This is a genomic window from Paenibacillus sp. CCS19, assembly GCF_033239625.1.
Taxonomy (GTDB): Bacteria; Bacillota; Bacilli; order Paenibacillales; family Paenibacillaceae; genus Paenibacillus_T.
The window spans coordinates 461,489-475,796 of record NZ_BTCK01000001.1; the positions used below are offsets into that span (position 1 = coordinate 461,489).

Annotated in this window: 14 protein-coding genes; 11 read left to right on the top strand and 3 right to left on the bottom strand. The window is 49.8% G+C overall.

Annotation, left to right across the window (positions count from 1 at the left end):
* The 3 genes from argC (at position 1) to SBI19_RS02215 (ending at position 3,688) form a co-directional block, all read left to right on the top strand.
* Positions 1 to 951 (top strand): N-acetyl-gamma-glutamyl-phosphate reductase, encoded by a 951-nt coding sequence (gene argC, locus SBI19_RS02205; protein ID WP_317964561.1) that lies wholly within the window; start codon positions 1 to 3, stop codon positions 949 to 951.
* A 140-nt stretch (positions 952 to 1,091) separates the two neighbouring features.
* A complete protein-coding gene (locus SBI19_RS02210; RefSeq protein WP_317964562.1) occupies positions 1,092 to 1,544 on the top strand; it encodes a helix-turn-helix domain-containing protein in 453 nt (150 codons plus the stop codon).
* A 131-nt stretch (positions 1,545 to 1,675) separates the two neighbouring features.
* Positions 1,676 to 3,688, top strand: coding sequence for a Na+/H+ antiporter (locus tag SBI19_RS02215; protein ID WP_317964563.1), 2,013 nt, complete (start codon positions 1,676 to 1,678; stop codon positions 3,686 to 3,688).
* 164 nt (positions 3,689 to 3,852) lie between these two features.
* Here SBI19_RS02215 and ytxJ read toward each other — a convergent pair whose 3' ends face one another.
* Positions 3,853 to 4,191 (bottom strand): bacillithiol system redox-active protein YtxJ, encoded by a 339-nt coding sequence (ytxJ, locus tag SBI19_RS02220; protein WP_317964564.1) that lies wholly within the window; start codon positions 4,189 to 4,191, stop codon positions 3,853 to 3,855.
* Positions 4,192 to 4,486: 295 nt separating this feature from the next.
* Here ytxJ and SBI19_RS02225 point away from each other — a divergent pair, with 295 nt between their 5' ends.
* From SBI19_RS02225 to SBI19_RS02255, 7 genes are all read left to right on the top strand, one after another.
* Complete coding sequence (locus SBI19_RS02225; RefSeq protein ID WP_317964565.1) at positions 4,487 to 5,140, top strand: phosphatase PAP2 family protein; 654 nt, start codon at positions 4,487 to 4,489, stop codon at positions 5,138 to 5,140.
* 131 nt (positions 5,141 to 5,271) lie between these two features.
* On the top strand, positions 5,272 to 5,892 hold the full coding sequence (locus SBI19_RS02230; protein WP_317964566.1) for an NAD(P)-dependent oxidoreductase: 621 nt from the start codon (positions 5,272 to 5,274) through the stop codon (positions 5,890 to 5,892).
* Between the two features lie 221 nt (positions 5,893 to 6,113).
* Complete coding sequence (locus tag SBI19_RS02235) at positions 6,114 to 7,301, top strand: GTP-binding protein (RefSeq protein WP_317964567.1); 1,188 nt, start codon at positions 6,114 to 6,116, stop codon at positions 7,299 to 7,301.
* Between the two features lie 111 nt (positions 7,302 to 7,412).
* Positions 7,413 to 8,606, top strand: coding sequence for a macrolide family glycosyltransferase (locus SBI19_RS02240; protein ID WP_317964568.1), 1,194 nt, complete (start codon positions 7,413 to 7,415; stop codon positions 8,604 to 8,606).
* An 83-nt stretch (positions 8,607 to 8,689) separates the two neighbouring features.
* Positions 8,690 to 10,084 (top strand): catalase, encoded by a 1,395-nt coding sequence (locus tag SBI19_RS02245; protein ID WP_317964569.1) that lies wholly within the window; start codon positions 8,690 to 8,692, stop codon positions 10,082 to 10,084.
* Positions 10,085 to 10,256: 172 nt separating this feature from the next.
* Positions 10,257 to 11,405 (top strand): cysteine desulfurase family protein, encoded by a 1,149-nt coding sequence (locus tag SBI19_RS02250; RefSeq protein WP_317964570.1) that lies wholly within the window; start codon positions 10,257 to 10,259, stop codon positions 11,403 to 11,405.
* A 162-nt stretch (positions 11,406 to 11,567) separates the two neighbouring features.
* On the top strand, positions 11,568 to 12,179 hold the full coding sequence (locus SBI19_RS02255) for a DNA-3-methyladenine glycosylase family protein (RefSeq protein WP_317964571.1): 612 nt from the start codon (positions 11,568 to 11,570) through the stop codon (positions 12,177 to 12,179).
* A gap of 55 nt (positions 12,180 to 12,234) precedes the next feature.
* Here the strand turns inward: SBI19_RS02255 and SBI19_RS02260 are convergent, their stop codons facing one another.
* Positions 12,235 to 12,753: a methylated-DNA--[protein]-cysteine S-methyltransferase gene (locus tag SBI19_RS02260; protein WP_317964572.1), complete on the bottom strand. Its 519-nt coding sequence runs from the start codon at positions 12,751 to 12,753 to the stop codon at positions 12,235 to 12,237.
* A 19-nt stretch (positions 12,754 to 12,772) separates the two neighbouring features.
* Positions 12,773 to 13,390 carry a bifunctional transcriptional activator/DNA repair enzyme AdaA gene (locus tag SBI19_RS02265; protein WP_483312224.1) on the bottom strand — a complete coding sequence of 206 codons (618 nt, stop codon included), beginning with the start codon at positions 13,388 to 13,390 and terminating at the stop codon, positions 12,773 to 12,775.
* Between the two features lie 228 nt (positions 13,391 to 13,618).
* Here SBI19_RS02265 and SBI19_RS02270 point away from each other — a divergent pair, with 228 nt between their 5' ends.
* The gene (locus SBI19_RS02270; RefSeq protein WP_317964574.1) at positions 13,619 to 14,218 is read left to right on the top strand and encodes a hypothetical protein; all 600 of its coding nucleotides are present in this window, start codon (positions 13,619 to 13,621) and stop codon (positions 14,216 to 14,218) included.
* Positions 14,219 to 14,308 lie beyond the last annotated feature (90 nt).

Sequence of the window (14,308 nt, forward strand, 5' to 3'; positions counted from 1 at the left end):
ATGCGTCATAAAGTATTCATCGATGGACGAGAAGGCACAACCGGCTTGCGATTACACGAGGAGTTGGCTAAACGGACTGATATTGAGCTGCTCCACATCGATCCTAACAAACGCAAAGATAAAGAAGAACGCAGGAAGCTGCTTAACGAAGCGGACATCGTCTTTCTCTGTCTCCCAGACGCAGCCGCTCGTGAATCGGCGCAGCTGGTAACAAATCCGGATACGAGAATCATTGATACGAGCACGGCCTTTCGGACGGATCCGAACTGGGTGTATGGATTGCCGGAAATTCATTCTCAACGCGAGCTCATACGTACGGCATGGAGAGTATCCGTACCTGGCTGTCACGCAACAGGATTAATCGTATCGCTCAGACCGCTTATTGATGCTGGCATCGTGCAGCGTGATTATCCAATATCTTGTTATTCCGTCACTGGGTATTCTGGCGCAGGCAGAACAGGAATAGAAGAATACGAGAATGCATCGCCAGCTGCCACGAAGCAGCTGATTGTGCCTAGACATTACTCGCTGCAGCGCAATCATAAACACATCCCCGAGATGCAGCTGTTAGCAGGTCTAGCTTATGAGCCTTCTTTCACGCCGATCAAAGCCAACTATAAGCAGGGCATCGGAATATCGATTCCGCTGTTCAGCAGGCTTTTGCCTAAGCAATCCACAGCACGAGATATCCATGAGGCATTATCCGCTTATTATGAAAATGAACGTTTCGTTCATGTCATTCCGTTCGATTCAGAGGCTTATCTGGATGATGGACACTTCTTAATTACTGCATGCAACCATACGAATCGCCTAGACTTATTCGTGTTCGGGCATGACGATAAGATCGCGATCATGGCGAGGTATGACAACCTAGGCAAAGGGGCGTCTGGAGCAGCCATTCAAAATTTGAACCTCATGCTTGGAGTCGATGAAGGATACGGTTTGACGTAACGTGAAGGAGGCGCTTAAGCAGCGTCTCCTTCTCTTTTTGTATGTCATAATCTGGCTGTAAAATTACAGATCTTGATGGTATATTGGTTAGGCATAAAGAACTACCCATCACATCATGTACATAGTAGGAGACGTTGCCCATGCCATCATTCAATCTGAATCAAATCGCAGCAAACATGAAGAGATTGCGTGCCTTGAAAGGGGTCACGATCGGACAAATCGCCGGCAAGACGGGGATATCTTACGAGGTTCTAACTCGTCTGGAGAAGGGCACCGAAACGAAGATCGCTCCGAGTACGATCAATCTATTGGCGCAGTACTTCGAAATAACGACCGAACAACTAGAAGGCTCCTCCGCCGTCGAGCGATATCTCGTCACGGGCGGCCGCAAAATCGACTTGTCCGATTATTCGGAAGCTGAACTAACGGAAATTGAGAACTTCATGGTGTTTCTCCGCTGGCGACGTGCCGAAGAGAAACGAGTACGCGAGCAAGAAGCATCCGAGCGCGAACAGCAGCGTGCGCAAAGAGAGGCGGCTAAATCCGTTAAATCTTTTACAGAGCGGCTAGCACTTCTGGGCCCGAATATCTAATTCGCATACGGTCAATTGAATAGGGGACATTAAGGAACAAAATGCTAATAAGCTTTTAAAGTGAATGTTCAGAAAGTATGGATGATCAACAGCTGACTGGTTTGAACAACTCTTTAAAGCATTGGAGGATTATGGAGTTATTTCTTCTTATATTAGGGCTGCTAGCACTGATTGCCGTGTCCAATGTTCTCAATCGAATCGTTCCGGCTGTTCCTGTTCCGTTGTTCCAGATCGCCCTAGGCGCCCTATTGGTGTTGCTGCCATCTGGGATCGAGCTTGAATTAGAACCTGAGTTGTTCTTCATCCTGTTCATCGCTCCACTGCTGTTTAATGACGGCAAACGAACCCCGCGAGAGGAGCTGTGGAAGCTCCGCGGGTGGATTCTGCTATTGGCAGTTGGTCTCGTCTTCGTAACCGTTGTCGTCGGAGGTTACGGCATTCATTGGATGCTTCCATCGATACCGTTATCGGCTGCATTTGCGCTCGCGGCGATTCTCTCGCCAACGGATGCCGTAGCCGTGAGCGCATTGTCAGGGCGAATCAACCTGCCCAAAGGCATCCTTCGTCTATTGGAAGGCGAAGCGCTGATGAATGACGCATCGGGTCTCGTCGCATTTAAATTCGCGGTTGCCGCAACGGTAACGGGTACGTTCTCGCTGGCAACGGCAAGCTGGAGCTTCATCGTCATCGCATTAGGCGGCGTATTGGCCGGTATTGTATTGTCGCTTGTCTTTATCGCGATTCGGTCTTTCCTGCGAAGGCTTGGGATCGAAGACGCGACGATGCACATGCTCATTCAGATCCTTACGCCTTTCGTCATCTACATGCTGGCCGAAGAGATCGGCGTGTCTGGCATCCTCGCAGTTGTCGCAGGCGGGATCTTCCACGCGGTCGCGAAGGATCGACTTGAGCCATATGCCACGAAGCTGCAGGTCGTATCGTCGAGCACGTGGTCCGTTATTCTTTTTATACTGAACGGTCTGGTGTTCATCATCCTCGGCTTGCAAATCCCGGATGTTACCGAGGTAATCTGGGAGGATCCGCATTTCAATAATGCACAGGCGATCGGTTATGTGCTTGTCATTACATTCGCATTGTATGCGCTTCGGTTTGTATGGGTGTATTTGTTCTCTGTCTTGGAAAGAGTCAGCAACACGACACGCGAGCGCCTGTATTCGACGCTGTTGACGACGTTGTCCGGCGTGCGCGGAGCCGTTACGCTAGCAGGTGCCTTCTCGATCCCGCTGGTGCTGAAGGGTGGCAGTGCGTTTCCCGAACGGGATCTGATTATTTTCCTCTCGGCAGGGGTTATCCTCGTCACGCTGCTCGTTGCCAGCCTTGCGCTGCCGCTTCTGTCTAGGAAGAAGGACGGGGAAGGTGCAGACCACAAGCATCTGACCGAGCATCAAGCGCAGGTTCGCATTCTGGAGATGGCCGCTCGATCGTTGAAGGATGAGACCACCGACGATAACCGTGAGGTTATTGCGGCAGTGCTTGGCGATTATGGCCAGAAGCTGCGTCAGATTCATTCCGAACAAGGCTTTATGCAAAGCCGTGCCATGCGTGCAGACGTCTGCGATCGGTGGTTGTTCGCCATTCAAGCAGAGCGTGAGGAAGCAGCAAGATTAGTGGGACAAGGAGAAGTGGCAGTAGATACGGCTAGAAGGTTCGAAGCTATTCTGGACCGAACCGAATCGATCCTGGCTAATCGCTCGTTCGCGCTGTTCTATTCGCTCCGACTTGCCTTTAAGCAGATATGGAAGAAGATAACGAACCGTACGGAAGGCCGATGGTCCATGGCGGACATCGAGGCGATTCGCGATCTGCGCGTCAAGACGTCCAAGGTTGCCATTCATGAGCTTCAAGATACGATGGGCGAATCGGACAACCGCGCATGTACGGCGGTCATCCAGCATTATCAGGAAGGGATTCGCCGTGCGAGTTTAAGTTTCAATGCCAGCTTGCATAGCGATGAGGAATTCCAACGCGAGAAGAAGGAATGGGAACGCAAAGCGATCCAGATGGAGCGTGATGCGCTGCAGGAGATGTACACCAACGGCGAGGTGACGCTTGGCATGGTGAACCATTTACGCTTCTTCATCAACACGATGGAAGCGAGCCTCTCGGAGGAAGAGTTGGAGTGAATGAGAAGAGAGTCCGTCGATGAATGACGAACGAGGAAATCGGCCGCGAGGTTCGGATTGAAGCGCTGGATAAGGGGTGGGCTATTTTCTCGATATCGAGCGATGAAACAACAAGAAACGGCAGCAGCGATTAATCGCTGCTGCCGTTTCTTCGGTTGGGACTATTAGTCAAGAACCGCCGTCATATGCGCTTTCGTAATCGACCAGTGGGAGGTCGCCCAGAATTTCTCTTTGTTCTTGATGTAGATCACTTGCGGCGACTCGTGCTTCACATTCAAATCTTCTGCGATCTGATTCGAAACCGGGCGGGATTCGATAACCTTCACGAGCGTGTAATCCACGTCTTGGTTAGGCGATGCTTGGAGGTATTGCTCATATTCCTTCAGTGCATTGGCGCTGACAGGGCAGGTTGTGCTATGTTTCAAAATAACTTGGCCGCGTTCAGCCGATCGTGCAACAATATCATTCCACTCTTCAAGAGTCGTAATCTCATTCCAGTTCATAGTAGGACCTTCTTTCATCTGATGTTTATTAATCTACTTACTTTAAACAATTAAGTAATTGAATTGTACCACGTTCTTGTCCTTAGTCAAGTTTACCCAGGCGGCATTGGCTATTGCTGACTGTAACGCTTCGTATTATCTCCTTAACAAGAATATCTTATTTGAGATGGCATCTGCAGTCCGGCGAAATGCGCTTAACGCATGTATGACATCTCTCTTCTACAGCCACACTATAGAAGAGTCTGCCTATTCCGGCAGGTTTCTTTGTGTCGTGAACCGTAGAGGAGGAGGATGTTTGAATACCGCATTAATTCGTACTTTTACATATGCACTTATGCTTATTGGAATCTTTGCAATGATCGCGTTCCTGATTAACCATCAGCAAATCACTGCGTTCGATGAGCGGATAACAACAATGGTCTTACGACTATATTCACCTACAACGACTGCGATCATGAAGGCCTTTACGTTCGCCGGTTCCACTTTATGTGTAACGGCTATAGCGCTGCTTGTGACACTTATGTTGAGTATGATCGGTTACCGCAGGGAACTGATTTTCTTCGCTGGCGTCATCATTGGAGCTGGGATTCTAAACCTGGTGCTCAAATCCATCTTTCATCGGGCTAGACCTGACATCCATCGAATTGTGGAGGCTTCTGGCTACAGCTTCCCGAGCGGACACTCCATGGCAGCTATCACGTTATATGGGATAACGATCTATTTTCTCTGGAAGCATGCCCGTAAAGCTTGGCTTCGCGTCGTCATCATTATATTGGGGGCTGCCATGATTGTGACGATTGGGATAAGCCGGATTTATCTTGGCGTTCACTATCCGAGTGATGTCGCAGGCGGTTATGTGATGGGAGCTGCTTGGTTGGCGGCAAGCATTGGAACCTACGAACGATTTCTGGAGCAAAGATGGCGGTCACGAAAGTTCAGCCGTATATAAGTAGTCGAAGGAATGACCAAGGGCAGCTAGCCAACTAAGGCGAGCTGCTTTTTCATATACGGGTGATCCTGTTATAGTAGAGGACAGCGATTCTTAAATCGAAAATATAATCTAGCAGGAGGCAGATCTCCATGAGAATAGCCATGCTTGGCATAACCGGTCGCGTTGGCAGCCGAATTGCCGCTCTTGCACTTCACGACGGACACGAGGTTGTTGCCTTAGTGCGTCAGCTCGATAAGGTATCGATAACCGGCAGTAAATTGATTCTATTGCAAGGGAATGCAGTCAGCAGAGAGGACGTGAGTGCCGCACTCGTAGGCGTTGACATTGTGATCAGTGCATTAGGAACGGATGGTACGACGACGCTGTCAGCGTCTATCGCGATTCTCATTGAAGAGATGAATAAGCATGGAATTCAGCGGATCATTACAATTGGGACCGCAGGTATCCTTCAGAGTCGACTGAACCCCGAGCTGCTGCGATATCAGTCGGCAGAATCCAAGCGGCGAAGTACGTTCGCAGCAGAGGAGCACCAGCGAGTGTATGAGACGCTTAGCAGTTCGCCGCTGGACTGGACAATCGTATGCCCAACCTATCTTCCGGATGGCGAATCAATCGGTACGTACCGAGTCGAACGCGATTACTTACCGGAAGAAGGGGCCTCGATATCGGTGGGGGATACGGCGGCTTTTGCCTACAGTCTAATCGATAACAGGGAGTATAGCTGCGCAAGGGTAGGGATTGCTTATTAGGCAATCGATATAGCTTAAGGTGATAAGGGTCTTCCTGATCAAGGAGGGCTCTTTATTTTGTCCAGAGGCACAACGGTTGACGTAGGAGCTTGATTCTGATACGATTCATAAATCGTAATAATTACGATTTTTGAATGAGTGTTAGTAAGGGTGGAATAAGCCGCTTTTTATTTTTCGACACTAATCGTAATTGTTACAATTAAGAGGATAAGGGTGATAACATGTCACAGAGTAAGCTTCCGGTTACCGTATTAAGCGGCTATCTTGGCGCGGGCAAGACAACTGTATTGAACCACGTTCTACATAATCGGCAAGGTATGAAGGTTGCGGTCATTGTGAATGACCTGAGCGAAGTGAATATTGATGCTGCGCTTGTGAAGGACGGCGGAGGACTGTCCCGCACAGACGAGAAGTTGGTGGAGATGTCAAACGGGTGCATCTGTTGCACGCTTCGGGAGGATTTGCTGATTGAAGTGAAGCGATTAGCAGAAGACGGACGATTCGATTACATCTTGATCGAGTCCACAGGTGTGGGAGAGCCAGTCCCTGTGGCACAAACATTTACGTATGTCGACGATGATCAGGGCATCGACCTGTCGCAGTGGTGCAAATTGGATTGTATGGTTACGGTTGTGGACGCCTACCGATTCTGGCGCGATTTCTCCTCAGGCGAATCGCTCCTGGAACGAAGTCAAGCAGTAGGCGAACATGATGTTCGCGAGGTTGTCGACCTGCTGATCGACCAGATCGAGTTCTGCGATGTGCTGCTGCTGAATAAGTGCGATATGATCGAGAATAGCGAATTATTGGAGCTCGAACGTGTGCTTCGCAAGCTGCAGCCTGCCGCCAAAATCATTCGAACGATTAATGGGCAAGTGGACCCTGCGGAAATTATGAACACCGGACTGTTTAATTTCGAGGAAGCCAGCCGTTCTGCGGGTTGGTTGAAGGAGCTAGAGAAGCCTCTCCATACACCGGAAACAGAAGAATACGGAATCGGTTCATTCGTTTACGAGCGAACAAGACCGTTTCATCCAGGTCGGTTGATGGGTTGGATGGAACAATGGCCGGAGGAGGTCATTCGTGCCAAAGGCATCATGTGGATTGCCTCGCGTAACGACATCGGGCATACGATTAGCCAGGCTGGACCATCGATACATTTTGGCCCATCAGGATATTGGGTTGCCGCATTGCCGTTGGAGCAACAATTGATGTATCGCGAGGCGGAGCCGGATCTGAATAACAGCTGGTCGCCTGAATACGGCGATCGAGTGAATAAGATTGTGTTTATTGGCATCGAGATGGATCGTGAGCGGATTATTTCCTCTCTCGACGACTGCCTTTTGGCTGAAGATGAATTAACGGAAGATTGGACCCAGTATCATGATCCGCTGCCGAACGCTATTTAATTGGCGAGCAAGGATGGAGGGCTGCTATGAAGCAGCTCTTCTTATGATTTGCTGATAAGTCTAGAAGCACGTAAGATGAGAATATAACATCGGCAATTAGGAGTGACGGGAATGGCACGTGTCTTATTCATCAACGCAGGATCAGAAGGGCATATCAATCCCACGATTGGGGTTGTTCAGGAGTTGATCGCTCGAGGGGAGGAGGTCGTTTATTTCTGTGTAGAAGCCTATCGGGAGCGGATTGAGCAGGCGGGAGCTGCGGTTCGAACGATAGACGGTCAGAAGTTTATCCAAGCTTTCATCTCGGGCGGCAGGAATTATCCGCTTGAGCGAGTGAATGGACTGCTTCTTACCGCAGATATCGTGATTCCAAGCGTGCTTGAACAAATTGAAGGCGATACATTCGATTATATGATCCACGATTCGATGTTCGGCTGCGGGCGGATTCTAGCTGAGATGCTCCAGCTGCCTGCGATCAGCTCTTGTACTTCATTTGCACAGAGCGAGGAAGCTTTCCAGCAATCATTGGAACACTCGTGGGCTGATGCAGATTCCGAAGTAATTCATCCTATTAAGGAACGTTATGGAAGCCTAATCTCAGCGATCCAATCGAACTACGGGGTGGAGATACATACGCCATACGAGGTGTTCTGTAATCCAGCGCCGCATACGATCGTCTATACAATAAGAGAGTTCCAGCCGAGTGGAGATGCGTTTGATTCATCCTACCATTTCGTCGGGCCTTCGATCTCGGCACGAGACAAGCAGGACGATATCGATCTATCCGCAAGCAAGGGACAGCACCTGATTTACATATCGCTAGGCACTGTATTTAACATGGCCAATGACTTCTATAAGCTTTGTTTCGAAGCGCTTGGCGGTTCGGATCATACCGTGGTCATGTCGGTCGGGAGGCGTACGCAAATTACGGATCTCGGGATCGTTCCAAGCAACTTTATCGTGAGGAATTATGTGTCTCAGACGGAAGTGCTGCAGCGAGCGAATCTGTTTATCACGCACGGCGGTATGAACAGCGCGCATGAAGGGCTCTACTTCGGCGTACCTCTCATCGTCATTCCGCAAGCCGCGGATCAGCCAATCATTGCCCGGCAGGTAACTAAGATCGGAGCAGGCATACAACTGCAGATGCCAGGTTTGAGGGCAAAGCAGCTGCGAGACGCTGCGGAACAGGTGCTTAATAATCCGTCTTATAAACAGTCGGCAGATGAGATGAGCGTTGCGCTTCAGCAATCAGGCGGATTTAAGCAAGCTGTCGATGTCATTTTCGAAGCCGTCAACGCTTAACCGATCTATTTTGACATGCTGTCATAATGGATTGATGGTCATGCATACATATCGATGAGAATGCAGGCATGGGAGGCGGATTCATGGACGATAACAATCCGAATGATCAGGCATATGATCGCAGCTGGCAAGGCGGAGCACCTTCGCAATGGGCAGGCGTACAGCGTCCGGAGCACCACTCGCAGACAGTAGGAGAACGGGGTCCGATTCTGGAGCAGGACACGATGCTGCATGAAACAATGGAAACGTTCGTCCATGAGAAAGTGTTGGAGCGTCCCGTCCACGTGAAAGGCTTCGGCGCTTTCGGTTACTTCGAAACGCTCCATTCTATGGCAGCTTATACAAAGCTCTGTTTCCTGCAGCAACCAGGCCAGCGGGTGCCTGTTGCTGTTCGATTCTCGCTCGCTGTCAGCAATAAGGGAACGCCGGATACATCACGCAACGTACGCGGATTCTCGACCAAATTTTATACCGATCACGGTATATTCGACCTGCTGTTCAACCATATTCCGGTGTTCTTGGTGCGGGATCCAATCCGCTTCCCTGAATCGATTCGCGCTTTCCTGCCGTCGCCGGTCAATAACCTCATCGATCCTAACCGTTTCTGGGGCTTCATCGCAACAGCGCCGGAAGCAACGCATTTCATCGTTCGGTTATATTCGGACGAAGGAACGCCTAAGAATCTCCGCCAAATCCCAGGGCACAGCGTGAACACCTATGTGTGGAAGAATGCGCAGAACGCCCGTTATTACGTCAAATACCGCTGGCTACCCCTTGCAGGCGAGCAATACCTCGACGCGCAGGAGGCGGCAAGAATTGCAAGCGAGAATCCAGATTACGCGGGCAAAGATCTCTACGATACGATCGCGCGCGGAACGCCTGTCGAGTATGGTCTGTATGTACAGCTTATGAACCCGCAGGACGAAACGATGCTGACATTCGATCCGCTGGACGATACGAAGGTGTGGGATGTTCGACAGTATCCATTGATCCCAGTTGGCCGGCTCGTGTTGAATCAGAACCCTACGAATTATTTGGACCAGATCGAGAAGCTCGCGTTCTCCCCGGCGAACCTGCTCGAAGGGGTGGAGCTTTCGGATGACAAAATGCTCCAAGGCCGCTCGAATATCTATTGGGATTCGCAGCGTCATAGGCTGGGATCGGATTTCCGCAAAATCCCGATCAACCACCAAGCGCATTGGTCGCCGGAATCCGAAGTGACGAGCGGGGCAGGGCGCTATGTCGCTGGCCGGCTCGTTCGTTCCGATATTCCGAAGCCGGATAACTTCACGCAAGCAGGTCAGTACTACCAGTCGTTAAATCCAACCGGCCAAGACCACTTGGTGCAAAATCTGGCTGGCGATCTCGGAGCGGTGGCGCCGGAGATCCAGAAGGTCGTATTAGGCTATCTCTATCAAGCCTCACCGAATCTGGGCGAGCGAGTTGCTCGTCAGATCAGTACGCAGAAGAAGGGATAGTCAATCAATAACTTCGATGAAGGTCAGCCCATTCGCGGCTGGCCCTTTTATTTTGCGCAACAATCAGCAGGCTCATTGATCGTCGAGTACGACAACCCGCGTTTGACAAAACCACAGGTCTCATTCACTATTCAGTTAAACGAATGATTATGTATGCAGAGGGGGCAGTCGAATGGCAGCAGCAGACCAGGGGGCGGCAGAACGAACGTCAATTTACTTGGATTACAATGCAAGTACACCGATTGACCCTGAGGTCGTGGAAGAGATGATGCCTTATTTGACTGGTTATTACGGCAATCCGTCGTCATCCCACTGGGCATCGGCCAATATTCAGCAAGCGATCCACCTTGCGAGAACTCGTATAGCGAAACTCGTAGGCTGCGATCCGGATGAGATTATATTCACAAGCGGGGGAAGCGAGTCTAACAATACCGCAATCAAAGGCACTTATTATGCGAATCGCCATCGCGGAAACCATATCATCACTACGAAGATCGAACACCCGGCCGTTCTTCATCCATGCGCTTACTTGGAGACGCAAGGCGCTCGAGTAACCTATTTGGACGTGGATGCTTACGGACGTGTTAACGCAGATGATGTTGCTGCAGCGATCACTGACGATACAATACTCGTATCGATTATGCATGCGAACAACGAGACAGGGACCATACAACCAATTCGGAAGATTGGCGATATCACCCGCGAACGCGGTATCATCTTCCATACGGACGCGGCGCAGTCCGTTGGCAAAATCGAAACGCTCGTATCCGACCTTAACGTCGACCTGCTGACGATTGCCGGACATAAGCTGTATGCGCCCAAAGGGATCGGAGCGTTATACATTCGACGCGGCACATTGATCGATTCCTACATTCATGGCGCCGGCCACGAATCGGGAAGAAGGGCAGGCACCGAGAATGTGCCGTATATCGCAGCGATCGGCAAGGCAGCTGAGATCGCCTCGAGGAAGGAAGATCAGCAACGCATCCGAACGTTAACGGATCGATTCTGGGCGCGCCTGTCGGATATGTTTCAAGAGCGTATCGTTCTCAACGGCCATCCGGATGAGAAGCTGCCCAATACACTCAACGTCAGTTTCAAAGGGATGATTGGTCAGGATATTTTGGACCAAGTACCTGAGATCGCTGCTACAACAGGTTCTGCGTGCCATACAGGAAGCATTGAGCTGTCGCCTGTATTGAAAGCAATGAAGGTGGATCCTGCAATCGGTGCAGGTACGGTGCGATTCTCGATAGGCCGTTACACAACCGCCGATGAGATCGAGCAGGCCTGCGATTTGTTGAAGAATCGAATCTTATGATCGTTAACGAAGAAGCCGCTATTGCTGCGGCTTCTTGTCATTTCGTTATATTGCTCTTTCATTCCATATTTACACCGCACAGGCGCGAGATTGGTTATAGTGATAGGTAGAAAGGTTAACATTTCGTTTAATGATCGGCAGGTGAAACGTGTGGGCAGCAGGATGTCGACCAAGTGGTATGATTATGGGCAGCGCGAAACGGACTATTTGAAGCAGGCGGACGCTGCGCTCGGTCGAGCGATAGAGCGTTTAGGAAAGCTTGAACGCGAGGTCATACCAGACTTGTTCACAGCGCTTATGAACGCAATCGTCGGCCAGTTGATTTCCGTTAAAGCTGCGAATACTGTATGGAATCGCATGCTCGATAAATTCGGCACCATCACACCTGATCAACTCGCAGGGCATAGTGCGGACGATATTCAGTCATGCGGGATGTCGATGAAGAAAGCCGTATGCATTCATACGATAGCGCGAGCCATATCAGCAGGCGAATGGGATATCGATGCGCTTCGCGAGCTGCCCGACGATGAAGTGATTCGTCAATTGTCCGGCTTGCATGGAGTCGGTCGATGGACAGCGGAGATGCTGCTTATCCATTCGATGGAACGGCCTGACGTCGTCAGTTGGGGAGACATTGCAATTCGAAGAGGGATGATGCGGCTGTATAACTTAACGGAGCTGTCACGCCAAGAGTTCGAGCAGTATCGTCTCCGATACGCACCATATGGCACGGTCGCTTCGATCTACTTGTGGGAGCTCTCGTCGGAAACATAGACGTGCATGCCGAAGAGCAGCGCCATCGGATGACGCTGCTCTTCTTATTGAACAATTAGATCGTCCGCTCCAACTCCAGCAGCTTCTTCTTCATCTCCATGCCGCCGCGATACCCGGTCAGAGATCCATTCTTGCCAATCACGCGATGACAGGGAACGGTGATCAGAATCGGGTTCGCTCCAATCGCAGTGCCTACCGCACGAACGGATGACGGCTTCTGAATGTCGTTGGCAATATCCGAATAAGATCTTGTCTGACCATATGGAATCTCGCATAGCGATCGCCATACCGAAGTCTGGAAGGGTGTTCCTTGATAGTAGACAGGGAGTGTAAATTGTTCCAGATCTCCTGCGAAGTAACGTCGAAGCTCATCCTCATACGGCTTCATCATATGATCATCACGAAGCAGATCGCAGCCGGGCATTCGGCGATCCGCCCATTCTGTTAATTCATTAATCGATTGATTGTGTGATCCGACGAAACATAATCCTTCATCAACAGCGGCGATATGCACGCGCCAGCCATCATAAGATAGCAAAGTCCAGTACAGCGGTTTACGTATGGATACGGACATGGGCTCCAATCTCCTTCTTCTAGGGTTTATCATGCCTGCGATAGGCATCCGGCGTTAGATCCGTCATTTTCTTGAATAACGTGACAAAATAAGGGGTATTGCGCAGACCCACCGATTCGCCAATATGAGCAACGGATAGATCCGTAGTACGTAATTGACGCTTCGCATGGTTGATGCGAACTTGCTGAATATAATCAACCGGAGTGATTCCTGTGATCCTCCTAAACGTTCGATGCAAGTGATACGGTGTCCCGTGACTAATATTCGCTAGCGTATTCAGCGACAACGAATCGGCATAATGCCTCTCGATATATTCCGTTACAAGAGCGATCCATTCCTCATCGGGCAGTCGCTGTCCCGTGGGTTTACACCGTTTGCATGGTCGAAAATGTGCAGCTATTGCTTGTTCTGCCGTGTAGAACATGCCCACGTTATCTCTGTTCGGCAATCTTGATTTGCAGGAAGGGCGGCAGAAAATACCTGTCGTCCTCACGGCGTAAAAGAATTGGCCATCGTATGAAGCATCGTTCTCAGCTACCGCCTGCCATTGTTCATCTGACAATAGGGCAGGGGATGATCGCTTGTCTTGAACAGAATCTGCTCCAATCGTTCTTTCCGCATTCGTTTCCTTAACCATTGGCATACGAATCACCTCTAGCGCTAGTATAACCTCTTATGTTGCCTTTTGTGTGTATCATTGAATGTAAGAGCAAGATAACGTAATCGATTCTTCTTTCTTGAGCGCTTCTATTGAAAACGAACAATAGGTCAATTACACTTGAATGACATCCAACATTTACTTCTTTCAGTTATTCGAAAAGGGGGTCTCGGATGATTAATGAGATTAACTAACAGGTTTCCTTTAATGCCCGTCATATTATTAATTGCATTAATTATTTGCTCCGCCTATCTTGTCTCGCAGCTTATATCTAAGAAAGACGAGCCTGCTCAACAAGTAATTAGCAACGTTAATTATATCAACAGCACAAGCTTCGACATTAGCTCGGATTCCACTGATCTTAAGACATCAGCGAAAGGGACTGTTTTTGTACAAGGTAAAGAAGGCATTGCAGATCGTGTCTCAATCGTTGCTGCGATCGAGATAGACCCGAAAGATTGGGGAGGCATATCTTTCTATATACCGAACCACTGGGCGGTTGCAAGCGTGATGAACAGTTACCCGGGCAACAATCCTGACGTGAACCCATCCAATCATTTGGTGATCTTGAACAATACAGACCCCAATAGCGATTGGAAAACCTGGGTCGAGATCGGTAGAGACTCGAGTTACAGACCAACAGGCGGCGGTCAAGGAACCGTCGTTATCGATCTCGAATATGCGGCGCACGATGAACCGATGTCGGAAACTTTCGAATTTATGGTGTCCGTCGGCTCTAAGGAGCAAGATGGGATTAAAGCAGTCGGGCCGGATTATGACACTTTTTCTGTTTCTCTAACGCCATAAAGCCGCAGATTTGCGGCTTTTTTTATTTGACGGATTGTAATATGAATTGCGACAGCTAAACACAAAGAAGCCCATGAATGGATTCGTGTA